Annotated in this window: 13 protein-coding genes; all 13 read right to left on the reverse strand. The window is 68.8% G+C overall.

Features of this window, described 5'->3' with window-relative positions; translation table 11 throughout:
* Positions 1-215: 215 nt before the first annotated feature.
* Complete coding sequence (locus AAF430_02935; protein ID MEM7409174.1) at positions 216-965, reverse strand: PilZ domain-containing protein; 750 nt, start codon at positions 963-965, stop codon at positions 216-218.
* A 410-nt stretch (positions 966-1,375) separates the two neighbouring features.
* Positions 1,376-2,233 carry an HDOD domain-containing protein gene (locus AAF430_02940; protein ID MEM7409175.1) on the reverse strand — a complete coding sequence of 286 codons (858 nt, stop codon included), beginning with the start codon at positions 2,231-2,233 and terminating at the stop codon, positions 1,376-1,378.
* A gap of 16 nt (positions 2,234-2,249) precedes the next feature.
* A complete protein-coding gene (locus AAF430_02945) occupies positions 2,250-3,038 on the reverse strand; it encodes a P-loop NTPase (protein ID MEM7409176.1) in 789 nt (262 codons plus the stop codon).
* Positions 3,035-4,183 carry a hypothetical protein gene (locus AAF430_02950; protein MEM7409177.1) on the reverse strand — a complete coding sequence of 383 codons (1,149 nt, stop codon included), beginning with the start codon at positions 4,181-4,183 and terminating at the stop codon, positions 3,035-3,037. Before AAF430_02950 ends, AAF430_02945 begins: the two co-directional genes overlap by 4 nt.
* Positions 4,173-6,227, reverse strand: a complete 2,055-nt coding sequence (flhA, locus tag AAF430_02955) for a flagellar biosynthesis protein FlhA (GenBank protein ID MEM7409178.1) — start codon at positions 6,225-6,227, stop codon at positions 4,173-4,175. Before flhA ends, AAF430_02950 begins: the two co-directional genes overlap by 11 nt.
* Positions 6,227-7,318: a flagellar biosynthesis protein FlhB gene (gene flhB / locus AAF430_02960; protein MEM7409179.1), complete on the reverse strand. Its 1,092-nt coding sequence runs from the start codon at positions 7,316-7,318 to the stop codon at positions 6,227-6,229. The genes flhA and flhB overlap by 1 nt, the downstream gene beginning before the upstream one ends.
* Positions 7,319-8,086 carry a flagellar biosynthetic protein FliR gene (locus AAF430_02965; GenBank protein ID MEM7409180.1) on the reverse strand — a complete coding sequence of 256 codons (768 nt, stop codon included), beginning with the start codon at positions 8,084-8,086 and terminating at the stop codon, positions 7,319-7,321.
* Complete coding sequence (gene fliQ / locus AAF430_02970; protein ID MEM7409181.1) at positions 8,083-8,352, reverse strand: flagellar biosynthesis protein FliQ; 270 nt, start codon at positions 8,350-8,352, stop codon at positions 8,083-8,085. The genes AAF430_02965 and fliQ overlap by 4 nt, the downstream gene beginning before the upstream one ends.
* A gap of 7 nt (positions 8,353-8,359) precedes the next feature.
* Positions 8,360-9,400, reverse strand: a complete 1,041-nt coding sequence (gene fliP / locus AAF430_02975; protein ID MEM7409182.1) for a flagellar type III secretion system pore protein FliP — start codon at positions 9,398-9,400, stop codon at positions 8,360-8,362.
* A gap of 13 nt (positions 9,401-9,413) precedes the next feature.
* Complete coding sequence (fliN, locus tag AAF430_02980) at positions 9,414-9,773, reverse strand: flagellar motor switch protein FliN (protein MEM7409183.1); 360 nt, start codon at positions 9,771-9,773, stop codon at positions 9,414-9,416.
* A 3-nt stretch (positions 9,774-9,776) separates the two neighbouring features.
* Entirely contained in the window at positions 9,777-10,682 is a 906-nt protein-coding gene (locus AAF430_02985) for a FliM/FliN family flagellar motor switch protein (GenBank protein MEM7409184.1), read from the reverse strand.
* A complete protein-coding gene (locus AAF430_02990; protein MEM7409185.1) occupies positions 10,679-11,176 on the reverse strand; it encodes a flagellar basal body-associated FliL family protein in 498 nt (165 codons plus the stop codon). The genes AAF430_02985 and AAF430_02990 overlap by 4 nt, the downstream gene beginning before the upstream one ends.
* Before the next feature lie 3 nt (positions 11,177-11,179).
* Positions 11,180-12,610 (reverse strand): sigma-54 dependent transcriptional regulator, encoded by a 1,431-nt coding sequence (locus tag AAF430_02995; GenBank protein ID MEM7409186.1) that lies wholly within the window; start codon positions 12,608-12,610, stop codon positions 11,180-11,182.
* Position 12,611: the final 1 nt, after the last annotated feature.

A 12,611-nucleotide genomic window follows, 5' to 3' on the forward strand; every position in this document is an offset into this window, starting at 1 on the left:
CTCGCCCCGATACGCGCTTCCCTCGAAAAAGAAGTGTTTCTCTACGCAGCGTGGGTACGCGGATCCTCCGAGCAGCTGCGCGGTCTCGCGGATCCCATGGTGGATTTCCCGTACACGGATTGCGCAGATCCATCCGCAAGCGCGGTTTCACTCCGCAAGGAGGATTGGCGTAGAGCAAGCAGGATTGACGCGGTGGGGCAGGACGCCCGACGGCGCTAGTTCCCGAGCAAACGCTCGACTTCCGACTCGATCGCCGCGTGCTCCGAGGGCTCGAGGTCGGTCAGGAAGACGCCGATCTCGAAGCGGCCCCAGGTATTGCGCTTCTCGCCGACCCGGACGACACGCGCCGACGTCTCGATCGGACGGGATCGCACCAGCGGAAGCCGGAACCGCAGCTGGATGTCCGAGTTCAGTTCGAGCTGGGTCGCACTCGTGAGCCGCAGGCCCGTGTTCGACAGGTCGAGCGCGAACTCGCGCCGTCCGCGTCCCTCATCGAGGGACACGATCACCGGGAAGATGCACGGGACCCGCTCGCTGCCGCGACGATCCGGACCGATGTGGCGGACCACGCGATCGAGGGCGTTGTTCGGCGTGGTACGGGAGTCGAGGACACCGACCACCCCGTGGGCTCGCAGCGCGCGCAGATCGCTGCCGAGCTCGTTCGGCGTGGCGATCCCCAGGATCGGAATCGTGCGTCCGCGGGTGGCGGTCTGAGACGCGTGAAGCGAGGCGAGGCTCTCTTCCTGGAGGTCTGCGAGCGACAGGATCAGCAGGTCCGGCGGCGTCGAGAGCGACTGCAGGACCTGTCCGATGTCGCACTCGTCGGTCAGCTCGCAGGTCTCGATCCCGGCCTCTTGCAGGATCTTCGCGAGGCGAACGCCGGACACCTTGACGGCGCCCTGCAAGACGATGAACGGGTCGTCTCCCGCAGCCTGGCCAGCGTCGTTCTGCATGGATTGGTTCATCGGGGTCCTCCTGCGAACCACTTGAGCGAGGTTTCGGTGCGTGCCGCGCGAACCCGCGGGTGACGTGCCGGTGGGGTGCACATCGCTACGCGCTTCATCCGAGTCACGGGTTGCACTACGTGCAAAGGACGAGCGCCTTCCCCCCGGAGCGGGTCGGGTCCGCGGGCAGCTCGCTCAGACCCGTACATCCACGTTCTTTCCACGGTGTTCTTCCTCGCTCGCTTCTTCGTCGTCGCCGGAGGCTTCGGAGCTTCCGTGTGCATCGTCGCGGGGTTCCTCGGTCTCTCTTCGTGTTCGCTCTTCTCGGTCTCGCTCGGGTGGACGGCGCTGCCGCGGGTTCGGTCTCGGTGCGTCGCGGACGGGTCGGATCGGGTCGCTCGCTCGAACGATGTCCATCGCGGAGCTCCTTCTCAGCCGTAGATGCCCTCGGCGCGCTTCGTCTCTTCGGCGGCGGCCTCGAGAATCGGGTCGACATCGTCATCGCCGAGCCCGAGCGCGTGCCACGCCGCCGACGAACCGAGCTGCAGACCCTCGACCGGGCCGCGTCGGCCATGGCCGAGCCGCGTACACACACGGGTGGTGACGGTGGTGAGCGCAGTCAGGCGCACCTGTTCCGGGCTCATCGTGTCGGGGAGCTCGCTCGGAGCGTCGTGGTGGTGACGAATCGCCAACACCAGTGCCTGGGGCAGCTGCCAGGTCTCGGCGACGTGGGCCCCGAGCAATGCATGGTCGAAGTCGAACTCGTCGTTCTCGGCCTGGACGTAGGAGATGCCCTCGTTGTAGACCCGGGCCATCACCTTCGCGTACCGGGCGCGGTAGACGTTGGCCATGACGATCTTGCCCAGGTCGTGCAGCAAGCCGGCGGTGAAGGCGGGTTCGCGCGGGACGTCGACCGGCCCGTAGCCAGCGAGGCGCCCCCCCACGACCCCGCACATCGTCGAGTGCTCCCAGAGGAGCTTCTCGGAGAGGCCGAAGTTGGCGAACACGTCCCGCAACGATGCTGCCATGACCGTGCACTCGACGGTTCGGAAGCCGAGCAGCGTGATCGCGTGGCGCAGCGTCTCGACTTCGCGTCGAAACCCGTAGAGCGACGAGTTCGCGACGCGCAGGATCCGGGCCGCGAGGCTCGGGTCGAGCTCGATGATCTTGCGCAGGTCGTCCGCCGAGGTCGACGAATCGGCCACGGCGGTCATCACCCGGTTGGCAACCTGCGGGATCGGCGGGATGTCGCCGATCGCATCCAAGGCGCGCTTCAGATCTTTGTGCATCGTGCAGTGCTCCCGTTCAGACGGAGGAGGTTTCGCGGAGGACGCGTGGTTGCCGCGGAGACGTGCGCAGCAGTCGCTCGGCCACTCGAACCAGGGTTCGTGACGATTTCGCGGTCGGGAAGGACTCGACCACCGCCCGTTGCAGGCGGACGGCCTCGGCCAAGCGGTCGTCGCTCGGGACGTGGCCGAGGAACGCGGGGGAGAGGTCGAGGAAGCGCTTCGCGATCTTCTCGAGGTGATCGTGGGTGCGTCGCGCATCGCCTTCGCTGCGCGACGCGTTGACCAGGATCTCGACCGGGAGCTGCGCTTCCTGGGCGAGAGCCTTCAGGGTGGCGTAGGCGTCGACCAGACTGGTGGGCTCCGGTGTCGTCACGAGCACGGCCAGATCGCAGCAGGCGGCGAGGCCGAGCGCCGTCTCGCCGACCCCGGCCCCGATGTCGATCAGGACCAGGTCGTAGCGCCGGGTGGCGGCGAAGAGCGGGACCAGCAGGGGGGCGAGCTGGTGGGGGCGACAGTCCGAGAGGCGTCGCGTTCCCTGCCCGGCCGGCAGGACGTGGATTCCGCGCGGGCCTTCGACGATGGCCTCCTCGAAGGCGCAGTGGCCCGAGAGGAGTTCGCGCGAGGTGTTGCGCGGGGCGAGCCCGAGCAGCGTGTCGACGTTGGCCAGGCCGAGGTCGCCGTCGACCACGAGGACACGGGCGCCGCGCGTCGCGCAGGCCACGGCCACGTTGGTCGCGACGTTGGTCTTGCCGACGCCGCCCTTGCCGCTGAGGAAGCCGATGATCGGAGCGTCTTTTTCGTTCATGGACATGTGTGCAGTACCTGACGTGCGAGAGCGAAAGCATCGGGGGGGACGAAGTGGTCGGGGATCCGTTGACCCGTCCCAACCCAGGAGACCGGCGGGGTGTCGGGCTCGAGCAGGACGTTCACGAGACCGCCCAGTGCGGCGCTGTCGTCGAGTTTCGACACGACGACCGCTTCGGGGCGAAGGAAGGCGTAGCGGGCGAGCTGCTGGCGGAGATCCGCTTCCTGGGTGCCGGCGGACAGCACGAGTTGCACCGACGCGTGCTCCCCCAGCGCGGCGCGCTGGTGGGAGAGCTCGGCCAGGGATTCCCGGTCGTCGCGGCCCTGTCCCGGGGTGTCCACCACCAGGCGGCCGCCGCGCTTCTCGGCGATTCGCGCCAGAGAGTCCGGGGACGTCGCCACGTCTAGCCGGACGCCCAAGGCCTTCGCGATCCCCTTGAGCGACGCGACGCCTCCGTGTCGGTGGGCGTCGGTGGTGACCACTCGCGTGTCGGCGTTCGCGTTGTGTCCCGCCCATTTGCCGACGGTCGTCGTCTTCCCCACCCCGGGCGCACCCACCACGAGCGTGTGGCCGGCTTCCGGGCGCGGCGCGGCGAGCTTTCCCTCGAGGCGTGCGGCGAGCGCCGCGATCCGCGCCTCTTCGGCGACCTCGCCGGTATCGATGCGTGCCTCGGCGTCCTGACCGAGCAGGGCGGCGAAGCCCTCGGCGATCCCGGCCGCGCGGAAGTGCGCGGACGATCGATCGGCAGAGGCCTCGGGGACCCGCGCCACCATTGCCCGCGTCAGGCGACGGAGCTCGGCGATCTCCTGTCCGAGGCTCGGCGGTGGCGTACGCCCGAACTCGGCCTGTTCCAACCAGCTGCGGAGCGCGTGGATCTCGCGCTCGAGTGGCGCAACCACGGCACGCGACACCTCGAGGCTCTTCCACGAGGCGTCGCGTCCCGTATGAGAGGCTTCGGGTTCGGCCGGCGCCTGGCGCTGGCTCGCCGCGGTGACCTCGACCACGGTCTTCGCGAGCAGGCCGAAAGCTCCCCGGCGGCGGCGCACACTCTTCGTCGAGAGGATCAACGCGTCCGGTCCCAGGGTCTCGCGTACGGCCGCGAGCGCATCCTGGGGCGTCTCGGCTTCGAAGCGTTTAATGAGCATGCGCCAACCTCACTTGACCCGAAGCGATGACCCGGGTGTCGGGGGGCAGCTCGTTGTGGGAGAGCACCGAGAGCCGTGGAACTGCACGCGCCAACAGCTTCTGCAGGGGCGAGCGGATCGCCTGGGTGCTCAGCAGGACGGGTCCCTTGCCCTGGGCCGTGGCCGTCGTGCTCTCGATCGCAGACTGGACCCCGCGGAGCAGGCCATCGAGGGGGCCGGGCTCGATCGCCAGGAAGGTGCCGCCCGGACTGCGCTGCACACCGGCCGCGAGGCTCTGTTCGAGCTCGGGTTCGAGGGTGAGCACATGGAGGGAACCGTCGGCCGCGAGGTGGGGCGATGTCACGGTTCGGGCGAGACGCTCGCGCACGAGATCGGTCAAGAGGTCCGGATCCTCGATGCGCGGCGCGTACTCGGCGAGGGTCTCGAGGATCGCGCCGATGTCGCGCACCGAGACGTGCTCCTCGAGCAACGCGCGCAGCGTCCGGTGGAGCAGGGAGAGCGAGACGATCGACGGGACGATCTCGTCGACGACCTTGGGAGCGCGCTCCGAGTAGCGGTCGAGCAGCTCTCGTACCTGGGCGCGGGACAAGAGCTCGGAGGCGTGGCTGCGGATCGTCTCGGCAATGTGGGTGGTGATCGCCGACGAGGGGTCGACGACGGTGAATCCGCGCGACTCGGCGGTTTCGCGGTCACGATCCTGGATCCAGACCGCCGGCAGGCCGAACGCGGGGTCCTGGGTGGGGATGCCGGGGAGGCCACTGCTCTCGACGTCGCCACCGACGGCGAGCTGTCGCCCGGGAGGCACCTTGCCCGTCGCGATGCGATTGCCCCGGATCGCGACGGCGTACTGGCTCGACTCGAGCTCGAGGTTGTCCCGAATGTGTACCAGGGGAACCACGAAGCCGAGCTGCGAAGCCAGCTGACCGCGCAATGCCCGGATCCGCGCCGGCAGGTCCCCGCCCCGTTCTGCGGCGACCAGCGGGATCAGTCCATAGCCGATCTCGAGTTCGAGATCGTCGAGGTCCAGGGAACTCGCCGGGTCGGCGGCCGGTGTGGCCGGCGCCTCCACCGGTTCGGGCGTGGCTTCTTGCTCCTCGGCTTTGCGTAGACCCACCCGTGCGAGGGCCGCCGTGCCCGCCGCGAGCACGGCGAACGGGGCGAAGGGGAAGCCCGGCGCGATCGCGAGCGCCCCGAGCATCACCGACGTGCCCACCAGGGCGCGCGGCTGCAGCACCATCTGGGTCTTGATCTCGTCCGAGAGGGGGCGGCCACCCGCGGCCCGAGAGACCACGATGCCCGCGGCGGTCGAGACGACGAGCGCCGGGACCTGACCCACGAGACCGTCCCCGACGGTCAGGGCCGTGTAGGTCTCGAGCGCTTCGCCGATCGGCATGTTGGCCTGGGCCATCCCGATTGCGAGGCCGCCGAAGACGTTGACCGCGACGATCAACAGGCCTGCGATCGCGTCGCCCTTCACGAACTTGCTGGCACCGTCCATGGCCCCGTAGAAGTCGGACTCGCGTTGGAGCTCTTCGCGCCGCGTCCGGGCCTCGCTGTCGTTGATCACGCCCTGGTTGAGATCGGCGTCGATCGCCATCTGCTTGCCGGGCATCGAGTCGAGCATGAAGCGCGCCGCCACCTCGGCGATGCGGCCCGAGCCCTTCGAGATGACCACGAAGTTGATGGTCACGAAGATCAGGAACAGGATGATGCCGACCGCGTAGTTCCCGCCGATCGCGATCTGAGCGAAGGATTCGATGACGCGCCCCGCCGCGTCGGGACCCTCGGCGCCGCGCAAGAGGATCAGGCGCGTGCTCGCGACGTTGAGTCCGAGGCGCAGCAGCGTGACGACCAGCAGGAGCGACGGGAAGACCGAGAAGTCGAGCGGGCGGTCGGTGTAGAGCGCTACCAGCAGGATCAGCAAGGCGAGGGTGAGCGACAGGGCCAGCAGCATGTCGAGCGCGACCGCCGGCAGCGGGACCACTAGCAGCGCCAGGATCCAGAAGAGCGCGCCGCCCAGAATCCAATCGTCGGCCCGACCCATCACGGCGCGGTGCTCCAGCTATGCGCCCGACGGGGCTGCAGTCGGTAGACGTAGGCGAGCACCTCGGCGACCGCCTGGAACAGGTTCTCGGGGATCTCCTTCCCCACTTCGCCGGTCTTCACGAGGACGCGCGCCAGCGGCGGGTTCTCGACGATCGGGACGTCGTGTTCCTCGGCGGCCTCGCGGATGCGCGCGGCCGTGTGGTCGCGGCCCATCGCGAGGATCTTCGGCGCCGCCATCATGGCTCCGTCGTAGGCGAGGGCGACGGCGTAGTGGGTGGGGTTCGTGACGACCACGTCGGCTTCGGCCACGGCCGCGATCATTCGCGAGCGCGAGAGGTCGCGATGCATCGCCTTGAAGCGGCCGCGCAGCGTGGGATCACCCTCGCGTTCCTTCATCTCGTCGCGGACTTCCTTCTTGCTCATCCGGAGCCGCGTCTCGTACCGCCACCGCTGGTAGGCCACGTCGAGGATCGCCATCAAGGTGAGCAGGGTGAGGAGCGCGATCGCCAACGCCAGACACAGCTTCGCGGTGAGCGAGAGGCTCGACGCGATGTCCGCACGCGAGGCGCCGAGAATGGCGGGGATGTCTCCCCAGACGACCCAGGCGCCGACGGCTCCGACCGCCGCCACCTTGAAGAGCGACTTCACGAGGTCGAAGAGTCGGTCTCCGTTGAGCAGGCGCTTCATGCCCTTCAGCGGGTCGACGCGTTCGTACTTGGGCTGCAGCACTTCGAGGCTCCACAGCGGTCCGGTCTGGGCGAACTGGGCCAGCGCACCCGCCAGCGCAATCGCGGCCATGATCGGCACGAGCGACCAGGCGACCGGGATCCCCATCGAGAGCAGGGCTGCGTAGTAACCCGAGAGCGTGGACGGCGGCGCGGCGGCCACCGAGAGGCACTGCCGGATCGCGAGCAGCATCGTCTCGCCCAGGGCCATACCCCAGGGCGACAGCACGGCGAGCAGGGCGGCGCCGAGCACCGCGACGTTCTGGAGCTCGCGGCTCTGGGCGACTTGCCCCTTGCGGCGCGCTTCCTCACGCCGTCGCGGGGTCGCCGGCTCGGTCTTCTGTGCCTGATCTTCGTCGGCCATCTACGGCGTCTCCCACAGCACGGTCACAGCGCGGGGCAGTTCGGTGCGCAGCACCGCGCCGATCTCGTCGACGAACGGCCCGGCGGCGAGGCCGAGGATCAGGAGCGTCAAGCCGATCTGGGCGGGAAGCTGGATCGACATCAGATTGAGCTGGGGAATCGCGCGGCCCAGGATGCCGACCGCGACGTTGCTGACGAGCATTACCGCCGTGAACGGCGCGGCGAGCTTGACGCCCACTTCGAAGATGACCGAGCCGAGCTGCGCGAGTTGGACGAAGCCGAACACGTCGGGGCCGGCGCCTCCCACGGGCAGCGCCTCGAAGGAGAGGACCAGGCCGCGCAGCACGTCGTGGTGCCCTTCGATCGCCAGGAACGCGAGCCCGGCGAGCACGCCCACCAGCGAGGTCAGCACGACCGAGTTGTTGCCGGTGCTCGGGTCGAGCACCGCGGCGGCGCCCAGGCCTCCCTGCATCGCCGCGTACTCCCCCATCAGCGCGAAGCCGGTGAACACGAGGGAAGCGGCGAACCCGATGGCCAGGCCGATGGTGGCCTCACGCAGCAGCGCGAATCCGAGCGAGAAGCCCGGCGCTCCTGGGTCGACCGAGAGGCCGGAGCTCAGCCAGAAGGCGAGCGCGAGCGCGATCATCAGGCGCACCCGGGCGGGCACCACGGCGTGGCCGAATACGGGCGCGTACAGGAACGCGCCGATCAAGCGCGTCAGCGCCAGGCCGAAGCCCGTGAGCCAATCGAGCGGGATCGCGATGCTCACGGTGCGGTCCCTGCCGCCGCTTCGAAGATCCGGCGGGTGAACTCGACCAGGGTGGTCATGAAGTAGGGGAAGCCCGCACCGAAGGCGACGAGGGTGAGCACGATCTTGGGCACGAAGGTCAGCGTCTGCTCGTTCACCTGGGTGGCGGCCTGGAAGATCGAGATCACGAGACCCGTGGCGAGCGCGGTCGCGAGGATCGGGGCGCTGATTACGAGGGACATCCAGATCGTGTCCCGGAGCAGATCGGAGACGGCTTCGATTCCCATGGTGGCCTCACACGCGCAGGCTCGAGACGACCGAACCCAGCACGAGGTTCCAGCCGTCGGCCAATACGAAGAGCATGATCTTGAAGGGGAGTGCGACCACGATCGGCGGCAACACGATCATGCCCATCGAGATCAACATCGAGGAGACCACCAGGTCGATCACCAGGAAGGGCAGAAAGACCATGAACCCGATCTCGAAGGCGGTCCGCAGTTCACTGATCAGGAACGCGGGGAGCAAAGTTGCCGTGGGCAGGTCGTCCAGCGATGCGAGTTCCTCCGCGCCCGACATCGACACGAACAGGTCGAGGTCCGACTCGCGGGTATGCGAGAGCAGGAAGGTGCGGATCGGCGCCAGGCCCCGCTCGCTCGCTTCGTCGAGCGTGATCTCCTTCGCGACGTACGGGTCGTAGGCCTCGACCTTGATCTGTTCGCCTAGCGGCGCCATCACGAAGAGCGTCACGAACAGCGCGAGGCCGATGAGGACCTGATTCGGGGGCAGGTGCTGAACCCCGATGGCCTGGCGCACGAACGCGAGCACGATCACGACCCGCGTGAAGCAGGTCATCATCAGCAGGATCGACGGCGCGATCGAGACGACGGTGAGCAGCGCGAGGAGCTCGAGCGCCGGGGCAATCTCCGCCGGATCGTCGGTACCGGCCAGGGACAGCACGAGGGAAGGGGAGCTGGCCTCCTGCGCGGACGCCGCCCAGGGAACCGCGACCGCCAGGCCGAAGCACACGGTCGCGAGGAGCGCGGCGCCAGTGCGCAGGCGCCAGCGTCGTCGCGCCGGAGCCTCCGGGGCGCGTTCGACGGGCGCCTCGGGCAGGCGTCTCAGCAGGGAAACGCCGGACTCGCTCGCACCGATGAGCAGGCGTTCGCCCTGGACCTCGACGAGGTGGAGCTGCTTGCGGGTCCCCAGAGCACACGACTCCACGACCCGCAGCCGGCGTCCGCCACCCGGGCGCGCGGACGCGAAGCGTCGCAAGCCGAAGTGGAGCGCCGCCAACACGAGCAGGACCGCGAGGACTCCCCAGGGATTTCCCGTCATGGCAGTGGGCCTCTCATCCGGATCGCTCCTGGCCGTCGCCAGGAGTGAGTTCGACGATGCGCACGGCCAGCCGGTCTTCGACGGTCGTGACCTCGCCGCGCCCGATCAGGCGTCCGTTCACGAACAGATCCGCCGGCTCTCCCGAGTTCCGGTCGAGTTCGACGACGGACCCCTTGCCGAGCTGCAGGACCTCGCCGAGCAGGAGCTTCGAAGCCCCGATCTCGACGGTGAGGCGCAGGGATACGTCGATCAAGTGATCGAGGTTTCCGGGGGGCGGCGACGCGGGCGCCTCGGCTGCCGGGGCGGGCGTCGCTTCGCCGGCAGGGGCCTCCTCGGTCGCCGGATTCACTTCGACGGTTTCTTCATCGGCCATCAGCTAGACCTCTCCTACGACGCGCACGGCCAGGCGCGATCCGATGGCGCCGCGCACGGCGCGAAACTTCGGTCGATCCTCGAGCCGCACGAGGACTTCGCCGCCGGGCACCGGATCGAGGGTGAGCGTGTCGCCCACCTGCAGAGCAGCGATCCGACGCAGGCCGAGGTCGGCGTGCCCGATCTCGGCGTGCACGGCGATCGGTGTCTCGCGCAGGGCGGCCGCCAGCTCGTGACCGGGCGCGCCGCTCTTTCCGGCCGGCGCGGCGAAACTCTCGACCCACGCGGACGGCAGTCCGATCCGAAGCCGAGCGACCTCGTCGAAGCCCGCGACGTCGAGGCTCGCGACATAGAGGCGCGACGGGACGTCGTCGCCCAGAAGCTCGGGGCCCACCACGTCGTCGACCCGCAGGTCGACGGCCGCGAACTCGCGCAGGGAACGGCCCAGCTGCTGGCAGATCTCGGTGCCGAGGATCCGCAGGAAGCGCTGCTCGACACTCGAGTAGCCGCGCGAGGGCACCTGGAGCGATACGCCATTGGCGCCGCCGAGCGCGATCGTCAGCCAGCCGTAGAAGAAGGCACGGCTCACGACCAACAGGCCGCGCTCTCCGGACGGTTGCATCTCGAACACGATCGCCAGGTCTTCCGGGAGCATGGAGCCCGCGAACTCGGCGGTGCCGAGGGGCTCGTAGGCGAAGACCGAAAAGCGGAGCGAGCGTTGATGCAGCGTCGACAAGAGCCGCGTCTGCTCCTCGGCGAAACCCGACAGGGCGCGCGCGATCGGACCCTTGCGTGGGGGCGCGGGCCGCTTCCGCGGCCAGGGAGTCTCTTCCCCGCCCTCGTTCGCGATCGCGTCGAGCAGTGCCGCGAGTTCGTCGCGGCTGAGGATGCCGGCCTCGGCTTCGCTCATTGCACCACGAACTCCGTGAAGAGCACCGACTCCACGTTGCCCTTCGAGATCACGGCGTTGACCCGCTCGCGCAGATCGTCCTTCAAGAGTGCCTTCCCCTCGAAGTCCTCGATGTCCGCGAGCCGCTTGCTCGAGATCAGCAGGATCGTGAGGTCGCGCACCTTGGCGATGTGGGCCTCCAACTCTTCTTTCGAGGCGGGAGAGTCCATCTCGAAGGCGAGCGAGAGTTTCACGTAGCGCGGATAGCCCTCACCGCTGACGTTCACGACGAAGGGGTCGAGGGCGTGGACGCGGTCGGCGAAGCTCGCTTCGGGCTCCGCGTCTTCCTCGACGGCCTCCTCGACCGGAGCGGCCTGGGGCGGTGGCATCTGAGAGATGGCGACGAAGGCGCCGCCTCCGCCGATGGCAGCGCCGACCAGGCCCACGATGAACGCGAGCATGATGGGAGGCTTCGCCGTGACTTCGGGTGTGGTTTCTTCGGCTTCTTCGGCCATGGTCTATCTCCCGGCCGAGCGAAGGATTCGCTCGGATCCCAGACGGGCGGAGGAGGGCTTGCCCTCGATTCCGAATTCCTTGAGACGTCTCCAAAGCGTCGTCGTGGAGATCTGCAAGAGCTGGGCGGCGCGCTTGCGGTTCCACCCGACCCGCTCCAGGGTCTCGATGATGTGCCGGCGCTCGAGTACGGGGAGGCTCTCGACGACGCCGTCGGGCGCACGCTCGGTCGGTGTCCGATGGAAGCGGGGCAGGACGTCGATGCCGACGACTTCGCCGCGCGAGAGGGCGACGGCGCGTTCCATCACGTTCTGGAGCTCCCGCACGTTCCCCGGCCACTGGTAGGCCACCAGGGTGTCGAGGGCGTCGGGCGAGAGCTGGAGTCGGTCGCGGTTCGTGCGTCCCGCGAGGTCGCGCAGGAAGTGCTCGGCGAGCAGCGGGACGTCGGCGAGTCGCTCCCGGAGCGGGGGCACGTGGAGCGGGATCACCGCGAGGCGGTAGTAGAGGTCCTCGCGGAAGTTCCCCTTCTCGACCTCTTGGACGAGATCCTTGTTGGTCGCGGCCACGAGCCGGACGTCGACGTAACGCGTGCTGTCGCCACCGATCGGTCGGATTTCGCCGGTCTGAAGGAACCGGAGCAGCTTCGCCTGCATCGAGAGCGGCATCTCCGCCACCTCGTCGAGGAAGACCGTGCCGGTGTTCGCCTGCTCGAACAGCCCCTTCTTGTTGTTGGTCGCTCCCGTGAAGGAGCCGCGCATGTGTCCGAAGAGCTCGCTCTCCAGCAGGGTCTCGGGGAAGGCAGCCGAGTTGACGGCCGAGAAGGCTCGGTCGCGGCGGTCGCTCGCCTCATGAATCGCGCGGCCGATCAGCTCCTTGCCCGAACCGGTCTCGCCGGTCACGAGCACCGTGCTGTCGGTGGGGCCGACCCGCCGGACGAGTTCGAGGAGGTCGACGATCGCCTTCGACTCCCCGACGATGCCCGCGAAGCGCTGGGGCGTCTTGCGCGGGCGCGGAGTCGCGGCGCGCGCCGGTTCACGCCGGCCGGCGGCTGCCAGCGCGGCTTCGAAGCTCGTGCTGTCCCAACCCGTGGGCAGCAGGTAGCAGACGGCCGCGTTGTTGATCGCAGCGCGAATCCGATCGGGCTCCTCGAGCCCCGAGATCAGGATGCGCGGGACATGGGGCCAGTGGTCTCGGGTGGTGGTGAGCAGGTCCAGGCCCGAATCCGACGGCAGTGCATCGTCTGCGATCAGCAGATCGACGTCTTCGGTCGTGAGCAGGCGCAAGGCCTCGGCGGAGGAGAACGCCTCCACGCACCGCATGCCCCGACTCTCGAGGTCGCGCGTGGCGGCCGTGCGAACCTGCGGGTTCGAGGCCACGAGAAGCACGTTCTCGGGAGCGCGCTCCGCTTCTTTGTGCGCCGCTGCAGACGAATGCATT

This window comes from Myxococcota bacterium, from assembly GCA_039030075.1.
Taxonomy (GTDB): Bacteria; Myxococcota_A; UBA9160; order UBA9160; family SMWR01; genus JAHEJV01.

Bases quoted from the DNA above. Each gene is read 5' to 3' on its own strand.
- AAF430_02940 (MEM7409175.1), bottom strand. From the start codon at position 2,233: ATGCACAAAGATCTGAAGCGCGCCTTGGATGCGATCGGCGACATCCCG.
- AAF430_02935 (MEM7409174.1), bottom strand. From the start codon at position 965: ATGAACCAATCCATGCAGAACGACGCTGGCCAGGCTGCGGGAGACGAC.
- fliP (MEM7409182.1), bottom strand. From the start codon at position 9,400: ATGACGGGAAATCCCTGGGGAGTCCTCGCGGTCCTGCTCGTGTTGGCG.
- AAF430_02950 (MEM7409177.1), bottom strand. From the start codon at position 4,183: ATGCTCATTAAACGCTTCGAAGCCGAGACGCCCCAGGATGCGCTCGCG.
- AAF430_02995 (MEM7409186.1), bottom strand. From the start codon at position 12,610: ATGCATTCGTCTGCAGCGGCGCACAAAGAAGCGGAGCGCGCTCCCGAG.
- fliQ (MEM7409181.1), bottom strand. From the start codon at position 8,352: ATGGGAATCGAAGCCGTCTCCGATCTGCTCCGGGACACGATCTGGATG.
- flhA (MEM7409178.1), bottom strand. From the start codon at position 6,227: ATGGGTCGGGCCGACGATTGGATTCTGGGCGGCGCGCTCTTCTGGATC.
- fliN (MEM7409183.1), bottom strand. From the start codon at position 9,773: ATGGCCGATGAAGAAACCGTCGAAGTGAATCCGGCGACCGAGGAGGCC.
- AAF430_02985 (MEM7409184.1), bottom strand. From the start codon at position 10,682: ATGAGCGAAGCCGAGGCCGGCATCCTCAGCCGCGACGAACTCGCGGCA.
- AAF430_02990 (MEM7409185.1), bottom strand. From the start codon at position 11,176: ATGGCCGAAGAAGCCGAAGAAACCACACCCGAAGTCACGGCGAAGCCT.
- flhB (MEM7409179.1), bottom strand. From the start codon at position 7,318: ATGGCCGACGAAGATCAGGCACAGAAGACCGAGCCGGCGACCCCGCGA.
- AAF430_02945 (MEM7409176.1), bottom strand. From the start codon at position 3,038: ATGAACGAAAAAGACGCTCCGATCATCGGCTTCCTCAGCGGCAAGGGC.